Below are 19,111 nucleotides of genomic sequence, written 5' to 3' on the forward strand. Positions count from 1 at the left end.
TTCGCTTAGCCTCCTAACGCAGTTCGTATCGCATTTTTCTCGCGTTGCAAAGTAGTACGTAAATCCGAAATGGCATCTTCACAAACGTTATTGAGTCGGCGAGCAAGTTGTGGTGCCCCTAGTTCCAATAGTTCATCAATACAAACATTACAAATTCGATTCACACGTTTCGCACAGTTTTCTGTGCGTGTAGTCGCGGACCGAATACATCGCCGAGCCACATCGTGAGCCGCATCTTCTCGTCCAGCAGCCATTAATTGACGGATTTTTCTGACGCACTCTACCGTTTCTTCAGCTGCCGCATTCTGACATCGATCAACAATATCATTGACTTTGCTGGCACAACGGGAAGCAAGATCTTCAGGTGAGGAATCAGCAAGCGCAGTATCAGTTAAAAACATCAGGCCCACAGCAAAACATAAAGCAAATAAACGATACATTAAATTTATCTCCATGAGGTTCGATTTGTTTGAAATGAGTAAATTTACAGGCCTGTTTGTCTCTATTGTCAGCACTATTTGTGGGAAGAACACGACATTCCGTGCAGCTAAAATCGTGTATTTGCGAATTATTTTAAAAAGAAACCCTTCACCCTGAATCGATGATCAACTAATAAAAAACGCCGCTCAACCAGGATTGAACGGCGTTACCTTCCGTATTTTTTCTAAATCAACCGGCTAGTGATCATGGTCATGATCGTGTGCATGAATTTCTCCGTTATAAGACTTACCATCGATTTCTAACACGAGTCGAGCCGTCGCATCTTCTTCATGTAAAAGTTTTTCGAGTTCCTTCTCTTGCGTGCTGAACCGAGAAGATTGCCCCTCAGGATCTGTCGACTCTGGAGAAGCAGCTAGAGTAAACTGTTGCCCTTTGCCATCATGCTTAGTATTGATTAAAAGCCTTTCGGCTTTAATAGGCACACTCTTTTTGGCAGTGCCATCTAAAATATAAATGATGACAGAACCGTTTTTTTCATCGTGCACCAGCTCAGCATGGTAGGCTTCCTTCCCTAATTCAATCAAAGAACCGTGATGTGGTCCCTCACTGGGATGATCGTGCCCGTGATCATCCTCTTTCATTGTCACGTCTTCTGGTGCCGCTTCATCAAATGTTTTTCCTTGATCTATGTTGGTATTGCAACCTGCCAGCGTAAGATCCACCAGAGTAAGTAGCACAATTGAGAGAGCTGCAAATTTATTTTTCATCAGTCAAATCCTTTTTTCAAAAATGTAATTTCGTTTTTGTTTGTCATAAAACTCTTTGTATATTATGGTCAGTATGCTTCCTGCTAAGCAGATGTGAGAACTTCTTCCTGTTCTTCTATCAGTGGAATATCATCCGCACTTTGGGCTACAATTTTGGCTCCCGCTCCTCGTCCAAAAGTCCAGAACAACGCAGGACGAATAAAAAATTCCAGAATCGTACTACTGAGTAAACCTCCAATGATCACGGTTGCCACCGGGTACAATATCTCTTTCCCCGCTTCCCCTTGCGATAATGCCAACGGAACCAAACCAATTCCTGAGGTGAGTGCCGTCATGAGCACCGGTGCCAGTCGCTCTTGACCGGCTCTCACAATCATCTCACGCGTCCAGGTTTCGCCTTCATACTTCACCAGATGCAGATAATGATTTAACAAGAGAATACCGTTACGGGATGCAATTCCTCCCAGAGAAATAAATCCCACCATTGCCGCGATTGTGAGTGTTTGACCTGTGATGACCATCGCAATAACGGAACCAATAAAGGCCATTGGTAGCGCTGCCATCACCTGAAACGAAAAATTCACGGAACGGAACATCGTAAACAGAACTAGAAAAACCCCCATCATCGATACCAGAAAGAGCGCAGAGATCATACGGGATGCCGTTTGCTGACTCTCAAATTGACCGCTGTATTCCACAAAATAACCAGCCGGCAATGCTTCAATGATCGGAACTTCTTTTGCTTGAATGTCCTTAACGACATCAACCAGACCGTGACCACTCACATTACATTGCACAATAATTCGTTTTTGCACCTTCTCACGGTTGATCGTATTAGGCCCTGAAGAAAACGAAATATCTGCGACAGAAGACAGAGGCGTTGTGCTACCATCTGGTAACTCTATCGAAAGTCGTTTCAGCTTCTGTAGGTCTTCACGGTATTTCTCATCCATGCGAATTAACAAATCGAAAGTACGCTGACCTTGCAATACTTGAGAAACCACTAAACCATTCATCGCTGTTTCGATATATTCATTTACATACGCACTGGTTAAGCCATACAGTTCCAACTTGTCTCGATTCAATTTAATTTGAAGCTGAGGAATTTCAACCTGCGGTTCCACAAGCACATCAGTCACCCCCGGTACAGATCTCATATTTGCCGCCATTTCACTGGCTGTGTTACGCAGGACCGTAAGATCTTCACCATAGATTTTGATACCAACTTGAGCTTTCACTCCTGAGATCATATGTGAAATGAGATGTGCCAGCGGTTGTTCGACAGAAATCACAATTCCTGGAATGTTTTCCATTGAAGTACGAATATCATCAAGAACCACTTCGCGACTGCGATCCGACTTCGGATCAAAAGTGATGATGAATTCTGAAATATTCACACCTTCTGCGTGTTCATCAAGTTCCGCGCGCCCCGTTCTCCGGGAGAAAGCAGCAACACCTTCGATATTTTTCAGCCGATCCATAACGGTTTCTGAAATTTCGTTCGATTTTCGTAACGATGTCCCTGGAGGCAAAACGACGTTCAGCTGCGCAACTCCTTCATTAAAAGGAGGCAAAAAATCTCGTTCCAACTGAGCAAGCAGTAAAGAGGCAACAAAAACACAAACGATTCCTGCCAACAACAGCGGTTTAGCAAAACGAATGCTGAAACTGATCACAAAACCTGCAATCCATTTCAATAAACGCAACAGAGGTCCATCTTTCGGATGAGCCTGGTCTATTTGGAGAGAATCAGAATTGATTGGAGAACCAAACTTTTTGCCAAGTAACCAATACGAAAGTACGGGCGTTAATGTGAGTGAAACTACAAGTGAAGAAAGAATCGAAACAATATAGGCAACGCCTAAGGGAGCAAACAAACGGCCTTCCATCCCGGATAGAGCAAACAGAGGTAAAAACACTAAAACTACAATCACAGTACCAAATACAATTGAATTTCGAATTTCGCAGCTTGCCTGGAAAACAACCAGCAGGGGTGGTTTCGGATGCTCCTGAAACCGATTTTCCTGTAGTCTGCGAAAGATATTTTCCACATCAACAATCGCATCATCCACGAGCTCACCAATGGCAACCGCCAGTCCTCCTAGCGTCATTGTATTAATCGAAAATCCAAAGACGGAAAATATGATCGCTGTAATCGCGATAGAAAGCGGAATGGCGGTCAATGTGATGAATGTAGTTCGAAAATTCATTAAGAATAGAAACAGAATAATGACGACCAGAATTCCCCCATCCACCAGGGCGTCGATTACATTCTCAATCGAACGGTCGATAAATGATTTCTGCGAATAGAGTTCCGGCTGAATGCGAATATCAGCAGGCAAAGACGGTTTCAAGTCTTTCAGAGCCTGTAACACATCCTGGGCAACGCGTCGTGTATCAGCGTCAGGTTGTTTGTTAACCGTCAGTACAACAGCTGATCCACCAGCAAAGGTGCCATCTTCCTGTTTGACGAACGCAGAGCTATCCCCCCGCTTGACCTGAGCTCCTTCTCTGACTTTTGCAACCTGTGAAAGTAAAATCGGACGCCCCTTGCGCGTTGCAATCACAACTTTTTCCAGATCTTTTAGCGTCTGAATTCGTCCCAGTGCGCGCACCAGAAACTCATTGGGACCTTGCTCATCCAGATAGCCGCCTGTCGCGTTCTCATTACTCTGTTCACAAGCCTGCCTAACATCATGCAAAGTGATTCCGTATTTCACTAATGCTTCCGGATTGACAAGCACCTGAAATTGCTTGCGACCGCCTCCCATTGTAAATACTTGAGATACTCCAGGAATCGTCAACAGTCGCTGTCGCACTACCCAGTCCGCCAAAGTACGGACTTCCAAAGGCGAAGTTTTCTCATCCTCGCTCCACATTCCGATCATCATGATTTGTCCCATGATTGACGAAATCGGAGCTAACTGAGGTTTAATACCATCAGGTAATTGTTCGGTGACAAGTTGCAAACGTTCATTGACAACTTGCCGGTCATTATAAATGTCAGTTCCCCATTCAAATTCGACATAAATGATGGAAATGCCAACACCAGAAGAGCTGCGAACCGATTGAACTCCGGTTGCACCATTCAATGTGGTCTCCAGCGGAAACGTAATTAACGCTTCCACTTCTTCAGGAGCCATACCCGGCGCTTCTGTCATCACCACAACACGCGGACGATTAAGATTAGGAAAGACGTCGATCCCCATGCTTGACGCCTGCCAGGTTCCAAATCCAATCAGGAATAGCGAAAATGCAAGCGTCAAATGCCGCTGTTTCAGTGAGAATCGAATTATTGCATTCAACATATTTCTATTCCGGACTTGGGAAGAAATTTATAAAAATGGATCAGCAGCACACAAGCATTGATTGGTTAATGAGAATGCCCGGCATGCGGATCAGCACCTCCACCTGCTTTATTTTTTAAAGCCATTTGCAGTTGATGTGCTCCAGCGAGCGCGATTTTATCACCCGGAAAAATAGAACCGTCATTTTGAATGACAGCCCACAATTGATCCTGATAGAGAATATGTACCGGACGTCGATCAAAATGATCGCCATTCTCTTGAAACACAAAATGCTCAGCCCCTTCGCTGGCAACAGCTTCAACAGGTAACACAATTTCTTTCTTCCATTCTTCAACAGGAACTCGCAATCGCATTCGTTGACCTGGCTTGAATTGCCATGTGATAAAACGGTTTCCGTTGTCTCTGATATTTTCATGCTCTATCTGATTAGGAAGATTGACAAATACGGAAAATGTGCGTGCATCGGTTTCGATTTTATTGTCAAGATAGCTAATTTTGAGATTGTTGATCTGTTTTTTCTCTTTGTCTTTCCCTTCCTGGATTGCTTCTACCGACCATTGATTGACCATACAACGGGTCAACTCAGCCTCTTCCTGCTCAAACGCCTGTCCTTTAAGATACAGATCACTGTAGTCAGCTAAAACACACAGCGTATCACCCGCCTGAACGAAGTCACCTTTACTGACATTCAATGCTTGTACAATGAATTGTGACTTTGTCGACACAGACGATTTATCTTTCTTTGAGGGAGGATTCACCGAGATTCGTCGAATCTTCTGATTAGGAAGTTGTACTTCGCCGGATTGATCATGCAAAATAGGGACGTAAATCTGATGGGATTTGATCAGATGTCGTGTTTTCACAATTTGATCAACTTGTGCATTACTAAATCCGTGTAACAGCAACGCTTCCCTTTGTGCTTTTAAGATGGCTTCCAGTTTTTCTTTCGCGTATTCTCGCTCGAGTAATACTTTACCAGCGATCACTCCCTGATTCGTGATTTTCCGAATCCGAGCAATTTCTTTGTTTTCCACATCGAGTTCACCGAGTGTCTTGAGAAAAGCCGTCTGTGCTTGCACAAGGTCTTCATGCGTCAATCGAATTTTGAAGAGTTCGCGACCGGGTTGAACGGCTTCACCCGCAATCACATTCACATTCGTTACGATGCCCGTCATGGGAGCTACAATGGTAACCCTGGTTTTTCCTGGGCGTTCTACCACAATCGCAGGAATTGAAATCGTCCGTGTGAAAGATTGCAGTTTCACTGGAATCAGTTTGTCTGAGGTTAGCCCAATATTCTTTCGAGCCTGATCAGATAATTCCAGCGAGCTGGTTTCGTCATGTCCTGAATGATCATGATTATGAGAATCTTCATCTGCATGACTGTCTGCTGATTTCTCATTTTTTGTTTGGTTATTTTCTAACCCGTTTTTTATTGCGGGTAACCACTGCTGCTGAGAATTCCATAACAGAAACCCCACCAGAATCAGGACAACCAGAGACAGAATCCGTTTCCAATTTTGTGTTAGCGTTGAATTATTCATATCAGCCCTCAATCAGGCAGCGCATACTTTGATTAAAAAGTGTGTCATGGGAATCGTAAAGATCAGATCTGGTTGAAAAGGGGTTGCGCCTTGATAAGTACAACACCAGCGCATCGTTCAACCAATATGAAGATCAGAGAAGAGAGGCTCTATAATAACCAGACTGTGGTTTGCGCCTGCGCGCGCACTCCCGGCGCTGTGAATGAAGAAAGGGCGCTGATCTCGAGCATAGAATGAATGTACTGTTTCTCCTGAGAGGAACAAAAAAGATCCGTAGGAGGTAACAGGTCCACCATTTGAGGAGCTTCTTCAAGAACTTTAGCAGGCGCTGATGCTAAATAAGAACAGCGACCTTCCTGACAGGGATCCGATTCCGGAATGGTGGGAGCCTCATCAGTTGTGCCTTCAAGTTCTTGATGACCTGCGGAATGCTCGTGGTTGTGATGAGCGTGTTCTAATTCTGCATGTTCACATAATGCGATAGATTGGCAGGAGTTCTGTTGTCCCGCATGACACTCGTGCGCATGATGCCATCCACACCCCAGTAAGGTATGTGTCAGCATAGAAAGCAGCATTAGAACGACGGTGAAAGATTGGTACATAAAAAACCTTAGGAAAAATTGAACTCTGATTCAAATAATGCCACTAAACAGAGAATCTGTCAAGATATCTCTTTAACCGAGCAAAATGAGGGACACAGAACACAGAATTAGAATTTCATCCATAAGTGGTTTTAAATCTTTGCTTTATGCGGAGGCCCAGCCAAAGATTTAATTAGCGTTCCTGCCAAAGCTGTTGTGATTTTGAATACATTCGGTTCAAACAGACTCTTTAATTCTGGAATCATTGGATCCTTAAAATTTTCCCGAGAGCTTGACTTGTAAATACGTAAGAAAAGTACGATCCTGCAAAGATCTACAGTTCAAAACTAGATAAAGGAGTGATTTGTGTCTGCCAAATTCCGTGTATTAATTACTGATCGTGCCTGGCCGGATTGCGAAGTGGAACGCAAAGAATTAGCACTCGTCGATGCAGAAGTTATCGAAGCCCCTCCCGGAGCAGACGAACAGACACTCATCGAATACGCTACCGGAGTTGATGCCATCGCCACATGTTGGGCTCCCGTGACAGAAGCTGTGATTGCAGCGGCCCCGCGTTGTAAAACGATTGCGCGTTTGGGAATTGGATTGGACAACATTGATGTAAAATATGCCTCTTCCAAAAAGATTCCGGTCACCAATGTTCCCGATTACTGTATCCCGGAAGTCGCCGATCATGCGATTGCGTTGATGTTAGCGAGTTTACGAAATGTTGCCTTTTTTCATCACCAGACGAAACAGGGAATCTATGATCTCGCAGTTGCGCCAATACCACATCGAGTCAGTACATTGACAATGGGAGTCTTTGGTTTCGGCCTGACGGGACAAGCCGTTGCAGCGCGTGTACGTGCTTTTGGTATGAACGTGATTGCAAACAATTCGTCTGGAAACGACTATGGAACGGGAACCACTATGGTTTCGTTTTCAGATCTACTGGTGCAAAGTGATGTCATTTCCATTCACGCACCACTGACAGATGCCACCCATCATCAATTTGATGAAAGTGCGTTCGAACAAATGAAGTCAACCGCTTTAATCATCAATACTTCCAGAGGAGGGCTCATTGACTTTTCTGCATTGAAATCTGCTATTCAAAATGAGCAAATCGCTGGAGCAGCACTGGATGTGTTTGACCCGGAACCACCTGATCTGAATGATCCTTTTTTCAAGGATAAAAGAGTGATTGCCACTCCCCATGCTGCATTCATTTCGCAAGAATCACTGGATGAACTCCGGCAACAGGCAGCCCGCCAGGTGGCAGATATCCTCGTGGGGAGGGAAACCACTAATGTCGTAAATGCAACAGCAGTTGAATAATCGTTACCATCCCTACAAAGATGTTGAAAAAGTGCATCATTGAATCAGTGAAACTAAGTAAAACTGCCCGAAAATAAGCTAGGCTAAATGTAGTCCTCGTTTATTTTTAGCTTAAAAAACCAGTTTGAAAGGTTAATGATTCAGGTAAGAATGGATGGACCCCAATCGTAACGCTCCCCAATCTGAAGTAGATGGGAAGGCGCTCGCATCACAATCTGGCACAGATTCTGATGCGATCCGTCACGAAGAGCGTACGCCATCACCTCCCCCAAAAGAGAACTCTCCACCCCAGAACATGTCCGCTTCCGAGGATCAAAAACGAATCAAAGAACTGGAAGCAACACTGCAAGAAAAAGAGCAGTTAATCGCCGTCCTCACCGAACGGCTCTGGCAAGTTGCTGAAGAACTAGGACACAGACATCACAACGACCAAGAATTCGATTCAATCTCTAAAAATTTTGAATCAATCTCGGCGGAAAATCTCCGAGCAAAAGAACAAGTCACAGAATTAGAATTAGCTCTCGAAGAAAAAGAGCAAGTGATTGTGGCTCTTACCGAACGCCTGGAGCAAGTCGCGGAACAGTTGGACCGCAGACACCGCACCGGTGCCGATCGTGGCATGACGATATCCGGTGGTGTTCCGCAGGAAGTGATTGAAGAACAGCAAAAAATCTCGCAAGATTTACATGCTGTCTTAGAGCTATGGCAGGGCATGGAAACGGATGCGTCCCTGTCAAGAATTGAACTGCAAATCTCTGAACTCAAGCAAATCGTTGAAAAAGGATTTGAAGCGGGCCCTGTTGCTGCCAAACCGTCAACTCTGGTCGATTACTTATCATCACCGACCATTGAAAGTTCTCCAGAAGAGGCTGTGAGTCAAGTAGAAGAACTACCTTCTGAACAACTTCAACCAGAAGACCAAACTGCCAGTGTACCGGTTGAAGATGAATCTAACACTGAAAACTCCCCCACAGCCGATAGTGAAGACGCTAGTGGCTGGGAAGCGATGAAGGCAAAATTACTCGCCGGCCAAGGTGTCGATGTCGATACTGATCTCGCGAAAAAAACGATCGTACCATCAACGCCCCCTGAACCGCCTCAGGAAACACTAATAGAATCAACAACACAAAGCCTGAGCGCAAATATAGCTGACTCCAGCCAACGCACTCTTAGTAGTTATAAGCCTCCATTGCCTCAGGCTCCTGCTGAAATCCAATATGAACAGGCTTCTAACGATCAATTGATTCAAGCCATTAGAGAGCGAGACCAATATATCAGTCAATTGATCAAGAGGGTAAGAGAAGCAGAAACAGCAGTCATTCCAGTGAATTGGGAACAACTCAATAATGCTCCCGCAGAGTTACTTGAAAAGCTTCAAGTTTTACACCACGATCTGGAACATAACCTCGGATTGGCAGAAGTGGAAATCTCAATTGAGCGCGCCCGGCTATCCCGAACAGAATCAATGCTTCAAAATCGCGAAGAACAAATACGCAAAAAAGAAAAACAAATGGGTCTGAATTTAGAACGAGAAGAAGAAAAAATTGACGATGACGAGATGGACGACGACCGGAAAAAAAGTTGGCTCGGCTTTCTCAACTAAAGCAAGTTCATCAAATCTTAACATAACACTTCTCTCCTGGCTCGGACAAAAATAAGCTGGTAATCTTAGCATTCGTATCATTTCTATTACATTTCTGTAATTCAAACATAGTGCTCTGAACACTATATATTTCTCTCCTCACTCCCACACAGCTTGAAAATAATCTCGCTCGATCTCACTATTCAGCGTATTGTAGCTTATCTCTTCCTGTTCAATTGATATTTGTATGCAGACGATTCTCTTCGATTCTTGATAAATTATGGAATGTCGGTCATGATGACGTTCCATTAAACAGAAGTAGGCCTGCGTCAAAAATTTAATCGATCCAATAACGATTCCATTCATAATTATTCAGCTCATTTTTTAAACGATTTGCAGGAGACTTCTTTTGAAAGATCCGTTGTCAGAGCAACCAGCCCCCCCATTGATGTTATCGCTGATGCTCCTTGTTTCGGGCAGTTGCGCGCTGGTTTTTCAAGTGGTTTGGATACGTGAGCTACGTCTTGTATTCGGAGCAACAACTGCTTCTTCTGCTGCCGTCCTGGCAATTTTCATGGCAGGATTAGGTTTAGGAAATTGGCTCTTTGGCAGGCGTATCGATAATTCACTGCTTCCTCTTCGACTCTACGGGTTGCTTGAAGTGGGAATCGCATTGTCTGCGGGACTCAGTCCATTTCTAATTGATTTCGTGCGATACTTTTATGTCGAAGTCGGTGGACAATCGGTCCTCGGTCCCGGGCTGGCCACTCTTCTTCGACTCCTGGCAGCGGCCCTCATACTTTCCATTCCCACTATCATGATGGGAGGTACGCTACCTGCTGCAGCGCGTGCTGTGTCAATTGATGCAGATCAGAACCGGCGCAGCGTTGCCTTTCTTTATGGATTGAATACGTTCGGTGCCGTTATTGGGGCAGGTTTGGCAAATTTTATGCTCTTGGAAGCATTTGGAAATCGCACCGTATTATGGTCAGCTTGCGGATTAAACCTTCTGCTTGCAGCCACCGCATTACGGTTATCTAAAAAATTGTCATCGGTTCCACATAAGCAGACGAAACAGCAAACAAAGGAACTCTCACAGTCATCCCCCCTTAAACAAGAACCAAGTCGAATCGGAGTCGTCTGTGTTTCAGCTGGAATCGTTGGATTTGTATTCTTTCTTATGGAAATTGTCTGGTATCGGATGCTGGGCCCTTTACTTGGCGGAACGACATATACCTTCGGTTTGATTCTTTGTATCGCGCTGTTGGGTATCGGGGTCGGCGGGGCACTGTATGGAATTGTAGCACGTTATCTGAAACCATCACTCCCGTTTTTAGCAGCAATCTGTGCCGTGGAAGCTTTGTTAATTGCGATCCCCTTCTGGTATGGAGATCAAATTGCGTTCTGGGTAATAGACCAGCAAAGTGAATTCGTCGCATCTTTTGGAGATCAGATTTGGAATTGGTTTCAAGTAGGTGCCTTTGTCATTTTTCCAGCGTCACTGGTGGCTGGTTTTCAATTTCCCTTACTGATTGCAATCGCTGGAAAAGGACGAGAGAACGTAGGAAAACATGTCGGCTGGACTTTTGCTTCTAATACATTAGGCGCGATTTCTGGTTCCATTGCCGGTGGTTTTTTTCTACTCCCGATCATGACTGCACCGGGTCTTTGGCGATTCGCCATCTGTTTACTGATTTGCTTGGGTATAGTGATAACTGTTTTCAGCCATCGATGGAAAAGTCCCTTTGTGATTATCACAGCTGCTGCATCTCTCTTTGCGATCCTCGGAATTGCTGGAACAGGTCCAACCGCGGTCTGGCGTCATTCCGGTATCGGTGCAAACCGAGCAAAAATCGATGGTACCGGACGTAATGCAGAACAAAATTTCGCAAATACCAAGAAACGCCAGTGTATTTGGCAGGCTGAAGGGCGAGAATCAAGTGTCGCCATCACGGCCACGGACAGCCTTGCCTTTATCGTGAATGGAAAAAGCGATGGCAATGCCTATGGCGACGCAGGCACACAAATTGGACTCGGGCTGATTGGCCCGCTTTTACATAAATCTCCAAAGAGGGGATTGGTTATAGGTCTGGGAACGGGTGAGTCTGCAGGCTGGATGGCTGATGTAGAAGAGATCAATACGGTCGATGTTGTTGAACTGGAACCAGCAGTTTTGCATATGTCCGAACGTTGTGCCCAGGTCAATCGCAATGCTTTGGAAAACCCAAAGCTTCAAGTGCACTTTAACGACGCCCGCGAATATTTACTGACTGTGAAAGCACAATACGACATCATTGTATCTGAACCTTCAAACCCGTACCGAGCGGGAATCGCGAATCTTTATACGCGCGAATTTTACGAATCTGTTTCATCAAAGCTCAACGAGAATGGATTATTTCTGCAATGGGTCCAAGGGTATGAAGTTGATGACCACACCGTGATAATTGTTCTCCAAACAATACGATCAGTATTTCCGAACATTCAAATCTGGCGAACGAAGGCGAGAGATATGGTTGTCGTTTGTGGTAAATCAGAATCAGCATTCCAGCAAGACATAGAATTACTTCGAAAGCGTTTCACTGAAAGAACAATACAAGAGGGCCTCAAGCTTGGTTGGCGTGTTAGTGACATTGAGGGCATCTTCGCGCACTATGTTTGCGGTGATACTACGATTGACAAACTTTTGAAGGAACATGCTGATTTGCTTAATCAAGATGACCAAAATTTTCTCGAATATGCATTTGCAAAGACAGTCGGAAAGACAACACGCTTTTCGATAGAAGATCTGCATCTACTGGCAATGAAACTTGATGATAACTCTCCTGTTTCCTCAGATGAATTAAATAGTGAAACCATTGCACAACGCAGGCTTGCCATGCATTTGCATTTAGGTGGATCGATTCCAATAGTAAAACATCTTTCAGAAACTCAACAGAACCGAGCCGGAGCCTATAATCTGTATTTGATGAAACGCTACTCAGAAGCTGTAGAACGATTTAAGGAAGTCGATATCGATAAAAGCTGTTCCATTGAGTTAATGGTATATGCACACTCACTTGCCGAAGCAGGGCTCCCAATCCCTGAAGACATTATGGAGATACTCAATCAAAATAACAAAACGGAAGCCGCTGCAATAAATGCCATTGCATACTTTCAACAACGCCAGCTCGACCTTGCTCTTCAGATGATTTTGGTCGCATTTGAAAGATTACAAACGAATCCTTGGGGAAGTCCGTTACTGTTAGATTCCGTTCTGAGGAAAGCGGTGGCTTTATCGGATATCGATGACAGAACGGCTTTACCAATCTATGAACAACTGAACCAACCGTTTTCTATGTATCGCCTCGAAAATAAACGACTCGTAGTGCGATATATTATCTCTGAGAAGCTGGAATCAGAGCATATCGTAGAAGCCCTGAAATCAATGGAACCGCATGTTCCGTGGAAGGGATGGTTGCTCGAAAGTCGGGCCAAAGCCTACGCCGCCGAACAGCATCCACTCTCTGAGAAAGCAAAAAGGGATCTGAAACTGTTTCGCACCTGGAACCATTAAACAATGGTTTGGCACACTCTGACTATGAATTAGCAGTCAAACATTATCATTTCAAACCAGGCTAAGTCAGAGAATTCATTCTTCACACTAATTCTTGCTACCTGTCGCGCCGAATTTCTTGGATTACGCCTTCCAGGCTGCTGTCATCGCCAGTTCCCATCGCACTTTCTGAGAGAATTTAGAACGAAAAATGATGGTGTGTGAAATAACCTTAGTATTTTATCTCATAATCTCATTGTCGTCACTTAGATTCGGTGTGAGAATGATCGATTCGTACTCAAATACTTCCATTTGTTTTTGCGAAGTTATTTCTAATTGAATATTTAGCGAGGACAAAAAAACCTTGGGCTCTTTCCTGTGAGTTTCTGCTCCCTCAGAAATGATTTCAATTTTCGTATTTTGTTTTTATCCAGAAATCAGTTGACTTTTTTGCATTATTCTCTGTAAACTTAATTATTAATCATGCGTATATTAATGAACTCATGTATTAATAACATTAAGATATTCCGTTTACCAAGAAAATATCTACTCAAGTCTACCTACAGACTCAAAAGTCACATCTCTGATTCAATATCGGCACCTACAAGAAGTACCTCTTAAATATTGATTTGCCATTTTGGGCAATATTTTTGCTATCGATACGGACTTTTCTCATTTATTTTTTAAAAGGAAAAGAGACATGAATCTGAAGCATCAGCGGAAACGAGGGTTTACACTAATCGAACTATTAGTGGTTATCGCCATCATTGCGATCCTGATCGCACTATTATTACCAGCGGTACAACAAGCACGCGAAGCTGCTAGACGTTCAACATGTAAAAATAATCTGAAACAACTTGGACTGGCATTACACAACTATCATGAAACGCATCGTGTGTTTCCATTCTCAACCGTGTGTCGTGTTAATGCTGCCTCTAATGCACTAGGAGCCACTTCGAATACAAGACAGGGATGGTTTCACATGATTCTTCCGTTTGTCGATCAGGCCCCCCTGTATAATCAAATTACTCCCCGTATTCAGGCAAATCAGTTTCCCGGAGGCTGGCCTGAAGCCACGACACGAGTTGCGATGTTCAGTTGTCCTTCCGATCCTAAAGCGGGCAAGATCGGGCAACAGGGGTTTCATGGTAATTATCTGCTGTGTTCCGGATCGGAACACCAAGGTATTGCGGGTATCTACCCTAGATTAAACGGAATGTTTTACAACCTCTCCAGTACAAAAATGCGTGATGTGGTTGATGGTATGTCAACGACAATTATGGGAAGTGAAATCAATATTGCCGAAGATGGGATTCCCGCATCAGGACCGGGCAATGTCCTCTGCGGTGGTACACACGATCTACGTGGACGTTATCACAACAGCTACCACAACGGTGGTTTGACATTTACGACAATCCGACCACCGAATACTCCTACCGGAGATGTCGCTCAATATTGTAATGGTACTGAAGACGCACCCTGCCGTGCCTGTCAATCTGGCGAGAATGAAATTCACGCTCGTAGCCGTCATGAAGGGGGTGTGCATGCTTTGATGGGTGATGGTGCTGTTCGCTTTGTTTCTGAAAATATCGATACGATTCTCTTTCGGGCGCTGGGAACCCGTGAAGGAAAAGAGACGATCGGAGAATTCTAATCTCTCCTTAATTCAAGAACTGCCTGTGGTCCAGTCCCGATTGTGACCTCAGGCAGTGTCTGTATCTCCGTTTTAATTCATGAACTATACCAAAAGACTGATCGAGGCACGCTTACCTCGATCTTCAAAGGAGCGATCATGCGAGGGCCTACTTTCGGACTACAACTATTCTGTTACGCAATTGTTCTTCTCATATTCACGGGGTGTGGCGGTACATCGGATGCTCCTCAGCAAGTCAAGGTAGAAGGAACCGTAACCTTCGACGGAGAACCACTGTCGACAGGTAGCATTGTTTTTGATCCCAGTGATGGAAAGGGAGGCTCTTCTGCCGGCGGCATTGAAAATGGTAAATTTCAATTCGACAGCCAACTCGGCAAGAAAAAAGTACTTATCTCAGCAACACGTGAGACTGGAGAAAAAGACCAATACGACGAGCCGATTACAGAATCCTATATTCCAAAACAATATAACTCAGAAACGACATTAACAGCCGAAGTGAAACCAGACGGCGAAAACAAATTCGAATTCGCGCTTAAATCGAAATAAGTAACGATTCAGTAAAAGGCTCGTTCTGTAAATTCAGTCTTAACTTTTACATCTACTATATAGACTGGGGATCTTTTCAATACATAAAAATCAATGTCTACTGCTCTTCATAATTTGAGATCTCAATCAGATTCCCATCAGGATCACGAAAGTAAGCCGAGACAATTTTCCCGACCGCGCCGGTACGTATCACAGGACCTTCAATAATATCCACATCCAGGCTTTGCACATGCTTGATGGCATCTTCAACAGGGGTATTGATGATAAAGCAGAGATCAGCACTCCCTTCCTTTACATTTCCGGCTTTGGGTTCGAATTCATTACCTAGCTCGTGCAGGTTGATTTTCTGATTGCCAAATGTCAGCGCAAATCGTCCATCCCCAAACGAGATTTTTTGCATTCCCATCACTGATTCATAAAATTGAATTGTGGCTTCGATATCTTTGACGGTTAAAACCAGATGGTCCAGATGATCAACTTCCATGACGTCTCCCGCTTTGTAATGGGTAGTAACTCAGTTAACAATTTTATGACATATCCATACATTGGGTTCGATATAGAGTCCCTGCCCTTTTTCCAGATCAATGGATACCGGATTGAGTGCTCCCGGAATGATGAAGGACCCCGAGCCGGGAAAATCCATATTTGTCCATGCTTTCCATTCGGAAATTGTTCCTGAAATTGTCATAGACTGAGGACATGGTTTAATGATTTCTCCCCCCGCTTTCGCGTGCACTCTCAGCCAATTATCAAATGGTAAATAGTTTTCATTTTGCCATTGAATATAATTTTCCATCTGTATGAGTGGATAATGATGTTTGTCGCTAGGCCGAACCGCAATGATTAAATTGTTGAATTCTTTTTTGCGTGCCAAGTTCGCCATTTCTTTTACAGCGAGGGCGCTCAAGCCTTTCCCCTGATGATTTTTATTGACAACAATCTGTACTCCCATCAAGAGATTTGGCTTGATCCCCTTCTGATGGGTGGCAATCGAATTCCTGACACCCCAGTCCCATCCTCCATCGGGAAGCTCATGCATACTCTTATCAAAGTGAATTGGAACAGTATTTATGACCGCAAGGATATCATCTCTCTCCATCATTAATAATTGATAATCTTTAAACGCTTCGATAAATTGCATCCAATAAGCGTCTGCTACAGGACTATGCAACATGAATTCAGGCCAGACTTCACTACAGACTTTATCCTGTCTTTCAAATAAATCATACCGTTCTGCTAATGAAACAATTTTATAGTTCATAGGAGGACTGCGTAATTTCTAATGTTTTGATTCTATTTAACAGAACTGACTCTGATTGATTTCCATGAATCTGCACTAATGCAAATGTGACGAAACGAGAGACGCAATTTTTGTATGGTGATCCGACCAGGCATCCCAAACGAAATCCGCCCACTTCTTGACTCGCAAGATATGTTCTTCCGTCGTACCTGCCAGCGCAATATCGAAGGCTGTCATCGGACCAGTGGATAGTGGAGGTACATAATAAGGCCAATGTTGGACATAATTCGCAAGCTGCTGGAGTAAACGGGGAATCTGTGTCTGAGGTATTCCGAGATCATATGCCGCATGCAGACCAGCAAGATGAATCGTAATCGACTTATTCTTATGAGAACCACCTGCATGCTGAAGTGCATAGGCATCAACCGTCATCTGATGAACCTGTCCAAAGATAATCGCGTTACTGAATTGAGTTCCCAGAACTTCGCTATAAATACTCCAGCACTCAGGAGAACAGTGGTAATATCCGTCATAGGCTGCGGCTGTATCGGCAGGCATTCGCAGTCGGCAACCAGGACACTGACGCTCTTTGTTAGGCATCTTAGTAGGCTTTGGAATTAAGAGCCCTTTCTGTTTTGCCATCTCATTAACATCCTAAAATCAACAATGTTAAATACTTACTGGCCTTCGATCTTATTAAGACTCTGCACTAACATCCTAATTTTTCACCTTGATTCCACAACTCGACCGCGCGCTCCACAAATTCATCGATGTGCGTCTCAGAAACAGACACCGATTTTTTGAATCGGATGCACCCTTTTCCCACATCAATTCCATTGAGCAAGCTACCGTCAGGGTCGATTTTTTTCGCATCACCTACATAAAGGCTGACATAATGTTTCTGTGCATTAAGATGAAACAGAGGACCTCTGCGATCACCGTAACTCAGCATTTTATGTTGGATCCCCTCATCAAAAGTTGGAGCTTTTGATTGTATGATTGCTCGGAGGTTCGAAAGTGTTTCTCGCCGCCAATCATCATCCAGCATTTCCATGTATTCAGCAGGCGTTTTTGCATCATATTGCATGTTGGATTTCCTCGACATACGAATGAAAATCAAATACTGAAACCAACTTATTTCTGAAAGCAAAACGAGTACAAATCACATTCCTTCATCACGAACCGCAGGCGGACTGGCTGACCAGCAAGTGTTGCCAGGTTTCGATCTCCGTTCCAGCCTACTGCACCATCGATCTCATCGCCAATCACAGGTAAGCAATCTTGGAGCGTGAATCCGGGAATCGGCGTTCCATCGACTTGCTGAATCTCAAGCCGTATACTGCCTGCTGCACTAGTACTAAAATTGAGAAACAGTTGGCGACCTGAAAAAACAAATGGTTTCGTTAACAATTCACCTTCATCTGAGCTGGCATTGACCGAGACAAATCCATCCGTTCGCAAAACATAACGATCACCGCTCCGATGATAGATTGACATCTCTGCAAATCCAGTGGGAACGACATTCAACGCTACGTAATTCGATCGATTACGCCAGCGTGCAGGATCGAGTCCTGGTCGAATAAAAGCATGCGTGAACAGCCGGTCATATTTTGTAGCCCCCGCGCGTGCTGCCATGAAAAGAATATCGGTAGCATTGACATCTTGCTTGTCGTACTCAGGAGCATCGCCTCTACCAGGAACGAATCGTGTAGGCAATGCAATATAGATATGCGGAGCGCGAAAATAAGGTTGCGTCTGATTTGTATAAAGATGCTCTCCCGGTAAGTTGGGATTCATCGCAACCGGTTTACTCCAGTTCTCAAAGTCTGGGGATGTAGACCGGCTGATACTTCTTAATCGCTCGGGATCCGTCCAAGTCCGAAAATAACAAACATATGACTGTTCTGCTTCCGACCAGAAAGCGACATTCGCTGAATCAAATGCATGACGCCACTCTGGCTGATAGGGGATGACTTCGTTTTTCTTCGTCCAATGGATGCCATCTGCAGATACAAAAGCAAATAGTCCCCTGCCCGCTTCTTTGAGCCCTCGTTTGTCTCCAGGTCCCGGATAGCCGGCTAACGCCTTGAAACTCTCACTTGGCTTGACACCAGGATGTGTATCAAGAAAAGGGATGAAATTTGTCAGAAAAGGAGGCTGCTTTGCGAGAATCACATTATTCTCGCGCGTCCCATTTACTACATGTAATCCCAAACTCGGAAACTCCCATTCATGTCCATCACGACTTTCTGCGTAATGCACGGTTTCACCAGCATGCCCGGTATGGATTTTTCCTTGAAAACTCTTGTCAGACCCACGCCAATACGCTCGATAAATATCACCATCCTTGATGACCGTTACCATATGACGCACAGGCAGCGGAGACTTGGGCCGTGGTGTTTTAACGGGTTTATGTAGTTTGAGTTTTGTTTGGTGCATCTTGTCAATCAAATGTCTATCAACAAAAAGCTCTCTCCTGCTTCCAATTTCAATTGGTTCTCCCCAAACAGAGACATTGACCATGAGCACTAAGGGAATTGCAATACAATAAAACGTGTTACCTGCGAGACGATTTTTCATT

Annotated in this window: 15 protein-coding genes; 5 read left to right on the forward strand and 10 right to left on the reverse strand. The window is 44.3% G+C overall.

Going from position 1 to position 19,111, the window contains the following annotated elements; translation table 11 throughout:
• Positions 1-5: 5 nt before the first annotated feature.
• The 5 genes from V202x_RS04675 to V202x_RS04695 all read right to left on the reverse strand — a co-directional run bounded on the left by V202x_RS04675 (position 6) and on the right by V202x_RS04695 (position 6,662).
• Complete coding sequence (locus tag V202x_RS04675) at positions 6-440, reverse strand: hypothetical protein (protein WP_145171665.1); 435 nt, start codon at positions 438-440, stop codon at positions 6-8.
• A gap of 237 nt (positions 441-677) precedes the next feature.
• Positions 678-1,208, reverse strand: a complete 531-nt coding sequence (locus V202x_RS04680; protein ID WP_145171667.1) for a hypothetical protein — start codon at positions 1,206-1,208, stop codon at positions 678-680.
• A gap of 83 nt (positions 1,209-1,291) precedes the next feature.
• The gene (locus V202x_RS04685) at positions 1,292-4,516 is read right to left on the reverse strand and encodes an efflux RND transporter permease subunit (protein WP_145171669.1); all 3,225 of its coding nucleotides are present in this window, start codon (positions 4,514-4,516) and stop codon (positions 1,292-1,294) included.
• A gap of 65 nt (positions 4,517-4,581) precedes the next feature.
• The gene (locus V202x_RS04690) at positions 4,582-6,060 is read right to left on the reverse strand and encodes an efflux RND transporter periplasmic adaptor subunit (protein WP_232098841.1); all 1,479 of its coding nucleotides are present in this window, start codon (positions 6,058-6,060) and stop codon (positions 4,582-4,584) included.
• 149 nt (positions 6,061-6,209) lie between these two features.
• Positions 6,210-6,662: a hypothetical protein gene (locus tag V202x_RS04695; protein ID WP_145171671.1), complete on the reverse strand. Its 453-nt coding sequence runs from the start codon at positions 6,660-6,662 to the stop codon at positions 6,210-6,212.
• 345 nt (positions 6,663-7,007) lie between these two features.
• Here V202x_RS04695 and V202x_RS04700 point away from each other — a divergent pair, with 345 nt between their 5' ends.
• From V202x_RS04700 to V202x_RS04720, 5 genes are all read left to right on the forward strand, one after another.
• Positions 7,008-7,976, forward strand: a complete 969-nt coding sequence (locus V202x_RS04700) for a C-terminal binding protein (protein ID WP_145171673.1) — start codon at positions 7,008-7,010, stop codon at positions 7,974-7,976.
• A gap of 154 nt (positions 7,977-8,130) precedes the next feature.
• Complete coding sequence (locus V202x_RS04705; protein ID WP_145171676.1) at positions 8,131-9,579, forward strand: hypothetical protein; 1,449 nt, start codon at positions 8,131-8,133, stop codon at positions 9,577-9,579.
• Positions 9,580-9,967: 388 nt separating this feature from the next.
• Positions 9,968-13,111 carry a fused MFS/spermidine synthase gene (locus V202x_RS04710; RefSeq protein ID WP_145171678.1) on the forward strand — a complete coding sequence of 1,048 codons (3,144 nt, stop codon included), beginning with the start codon at positions 9,968-9,970 and terminating at the stop codon, positions 13,109-13,111.
• A 679-nt stretch (positions 13,112-13,790) separates the two neighbouring features.
• Entirely contained in the window at positions 13,791-14,744 is a 954-nt protein-coding gene (locus tag V202x_RS04715) for a DUF1559 domain-containing protein (RefSeq protein ID WP_145171680.1), read from the forward strand.
• A gap of 138 nt (positions 14,745-14,882) precedes the next feature.
• Positions 14,883-15,290 (forward strand): hypothetical protein, encoded by a 408-nt coding sequence (locus V202x_RS04720; protein WP_145171682.1) that lies wholly within the window; start codon positions 14,883-14,885, stop codon positions 15,288-15,290.
• Positions 15,291-15,387: 97 nt separating this feature from the next.
• On the opposite strand, the gene V202x_RS04725 is transcribed toward V202x_RS04720, so the two are convergent.
• The 5 genes from V202x_RS04725 to V202x_RS04745 form a co-directional block, all read right to left on the reverse strand.
• A complete protein-coding gene (locus V202x_RS04725; RefSeq protein ID WP_145171684.1) occupies positions 15,388-15,774 on the reverse strand; it encodes a VOC family protein in 387 nt (128 codons plus the stop codon).
• Between the two features lie 30 nt (positions 15,775-15,804).
• Positions 15,805-16,551, reverse strand: a complete 747-nt coding sequence (locus V202x_RS04730; protein ID WP_145171686.1) for a hypothetical protein — start codon at positions 16,549-16,551, stop codon at positions 15,805-15,807.
• Between the two features lie 75 nt (positions 16,552-16,626).
• The gene (locus V202x_RS04735) at positions 16,627-17,172 is read right to left on the reverse strand and encodes a DUF5946 family protein (protein ID WP_145171688.1); all 546 of its coding nucleotides are present in this window, start codon (positions 17,170-17,172) and stop codon (positions 16,627-16,629) included.
• Between the two features lie 67 nt (positions 17,173-17,239).
• Positions 17,240-17,617, reverse strand: a complete 378-nt coding sequence (locus tag V202x_RS04740) for an iron chaperone (RefSeq protein ID WP_145171690.1) — start codon at positions 17,615-17,617, stop codon at positions 17,240-17,242.
• A 47-nt stretch (positions 17,618-17,664) separates the two neighbouring features.
• Positions 17,665-19,110, reverse strand: coding sequence for a hypothetical protein (locus V202x_RS04745; RefSeq protein ID WP_145171692.1), 1,446 nt, complete (start codon positions 19,108-19,110; stop codon positions 17,665-17,667).
• Position 19,111 lies beyond the last annotated feature (1 nt).

It is taken from the genome of Gimesia aquarii, from assembly GCF_007748175.1.
GTDB classification, from domain to species: Bacteria; Planctomycetota; Planctomycetia; order Planctomycetales; family Planctomycetaceae; genus Gimesia; species Gimesia aquarii_A.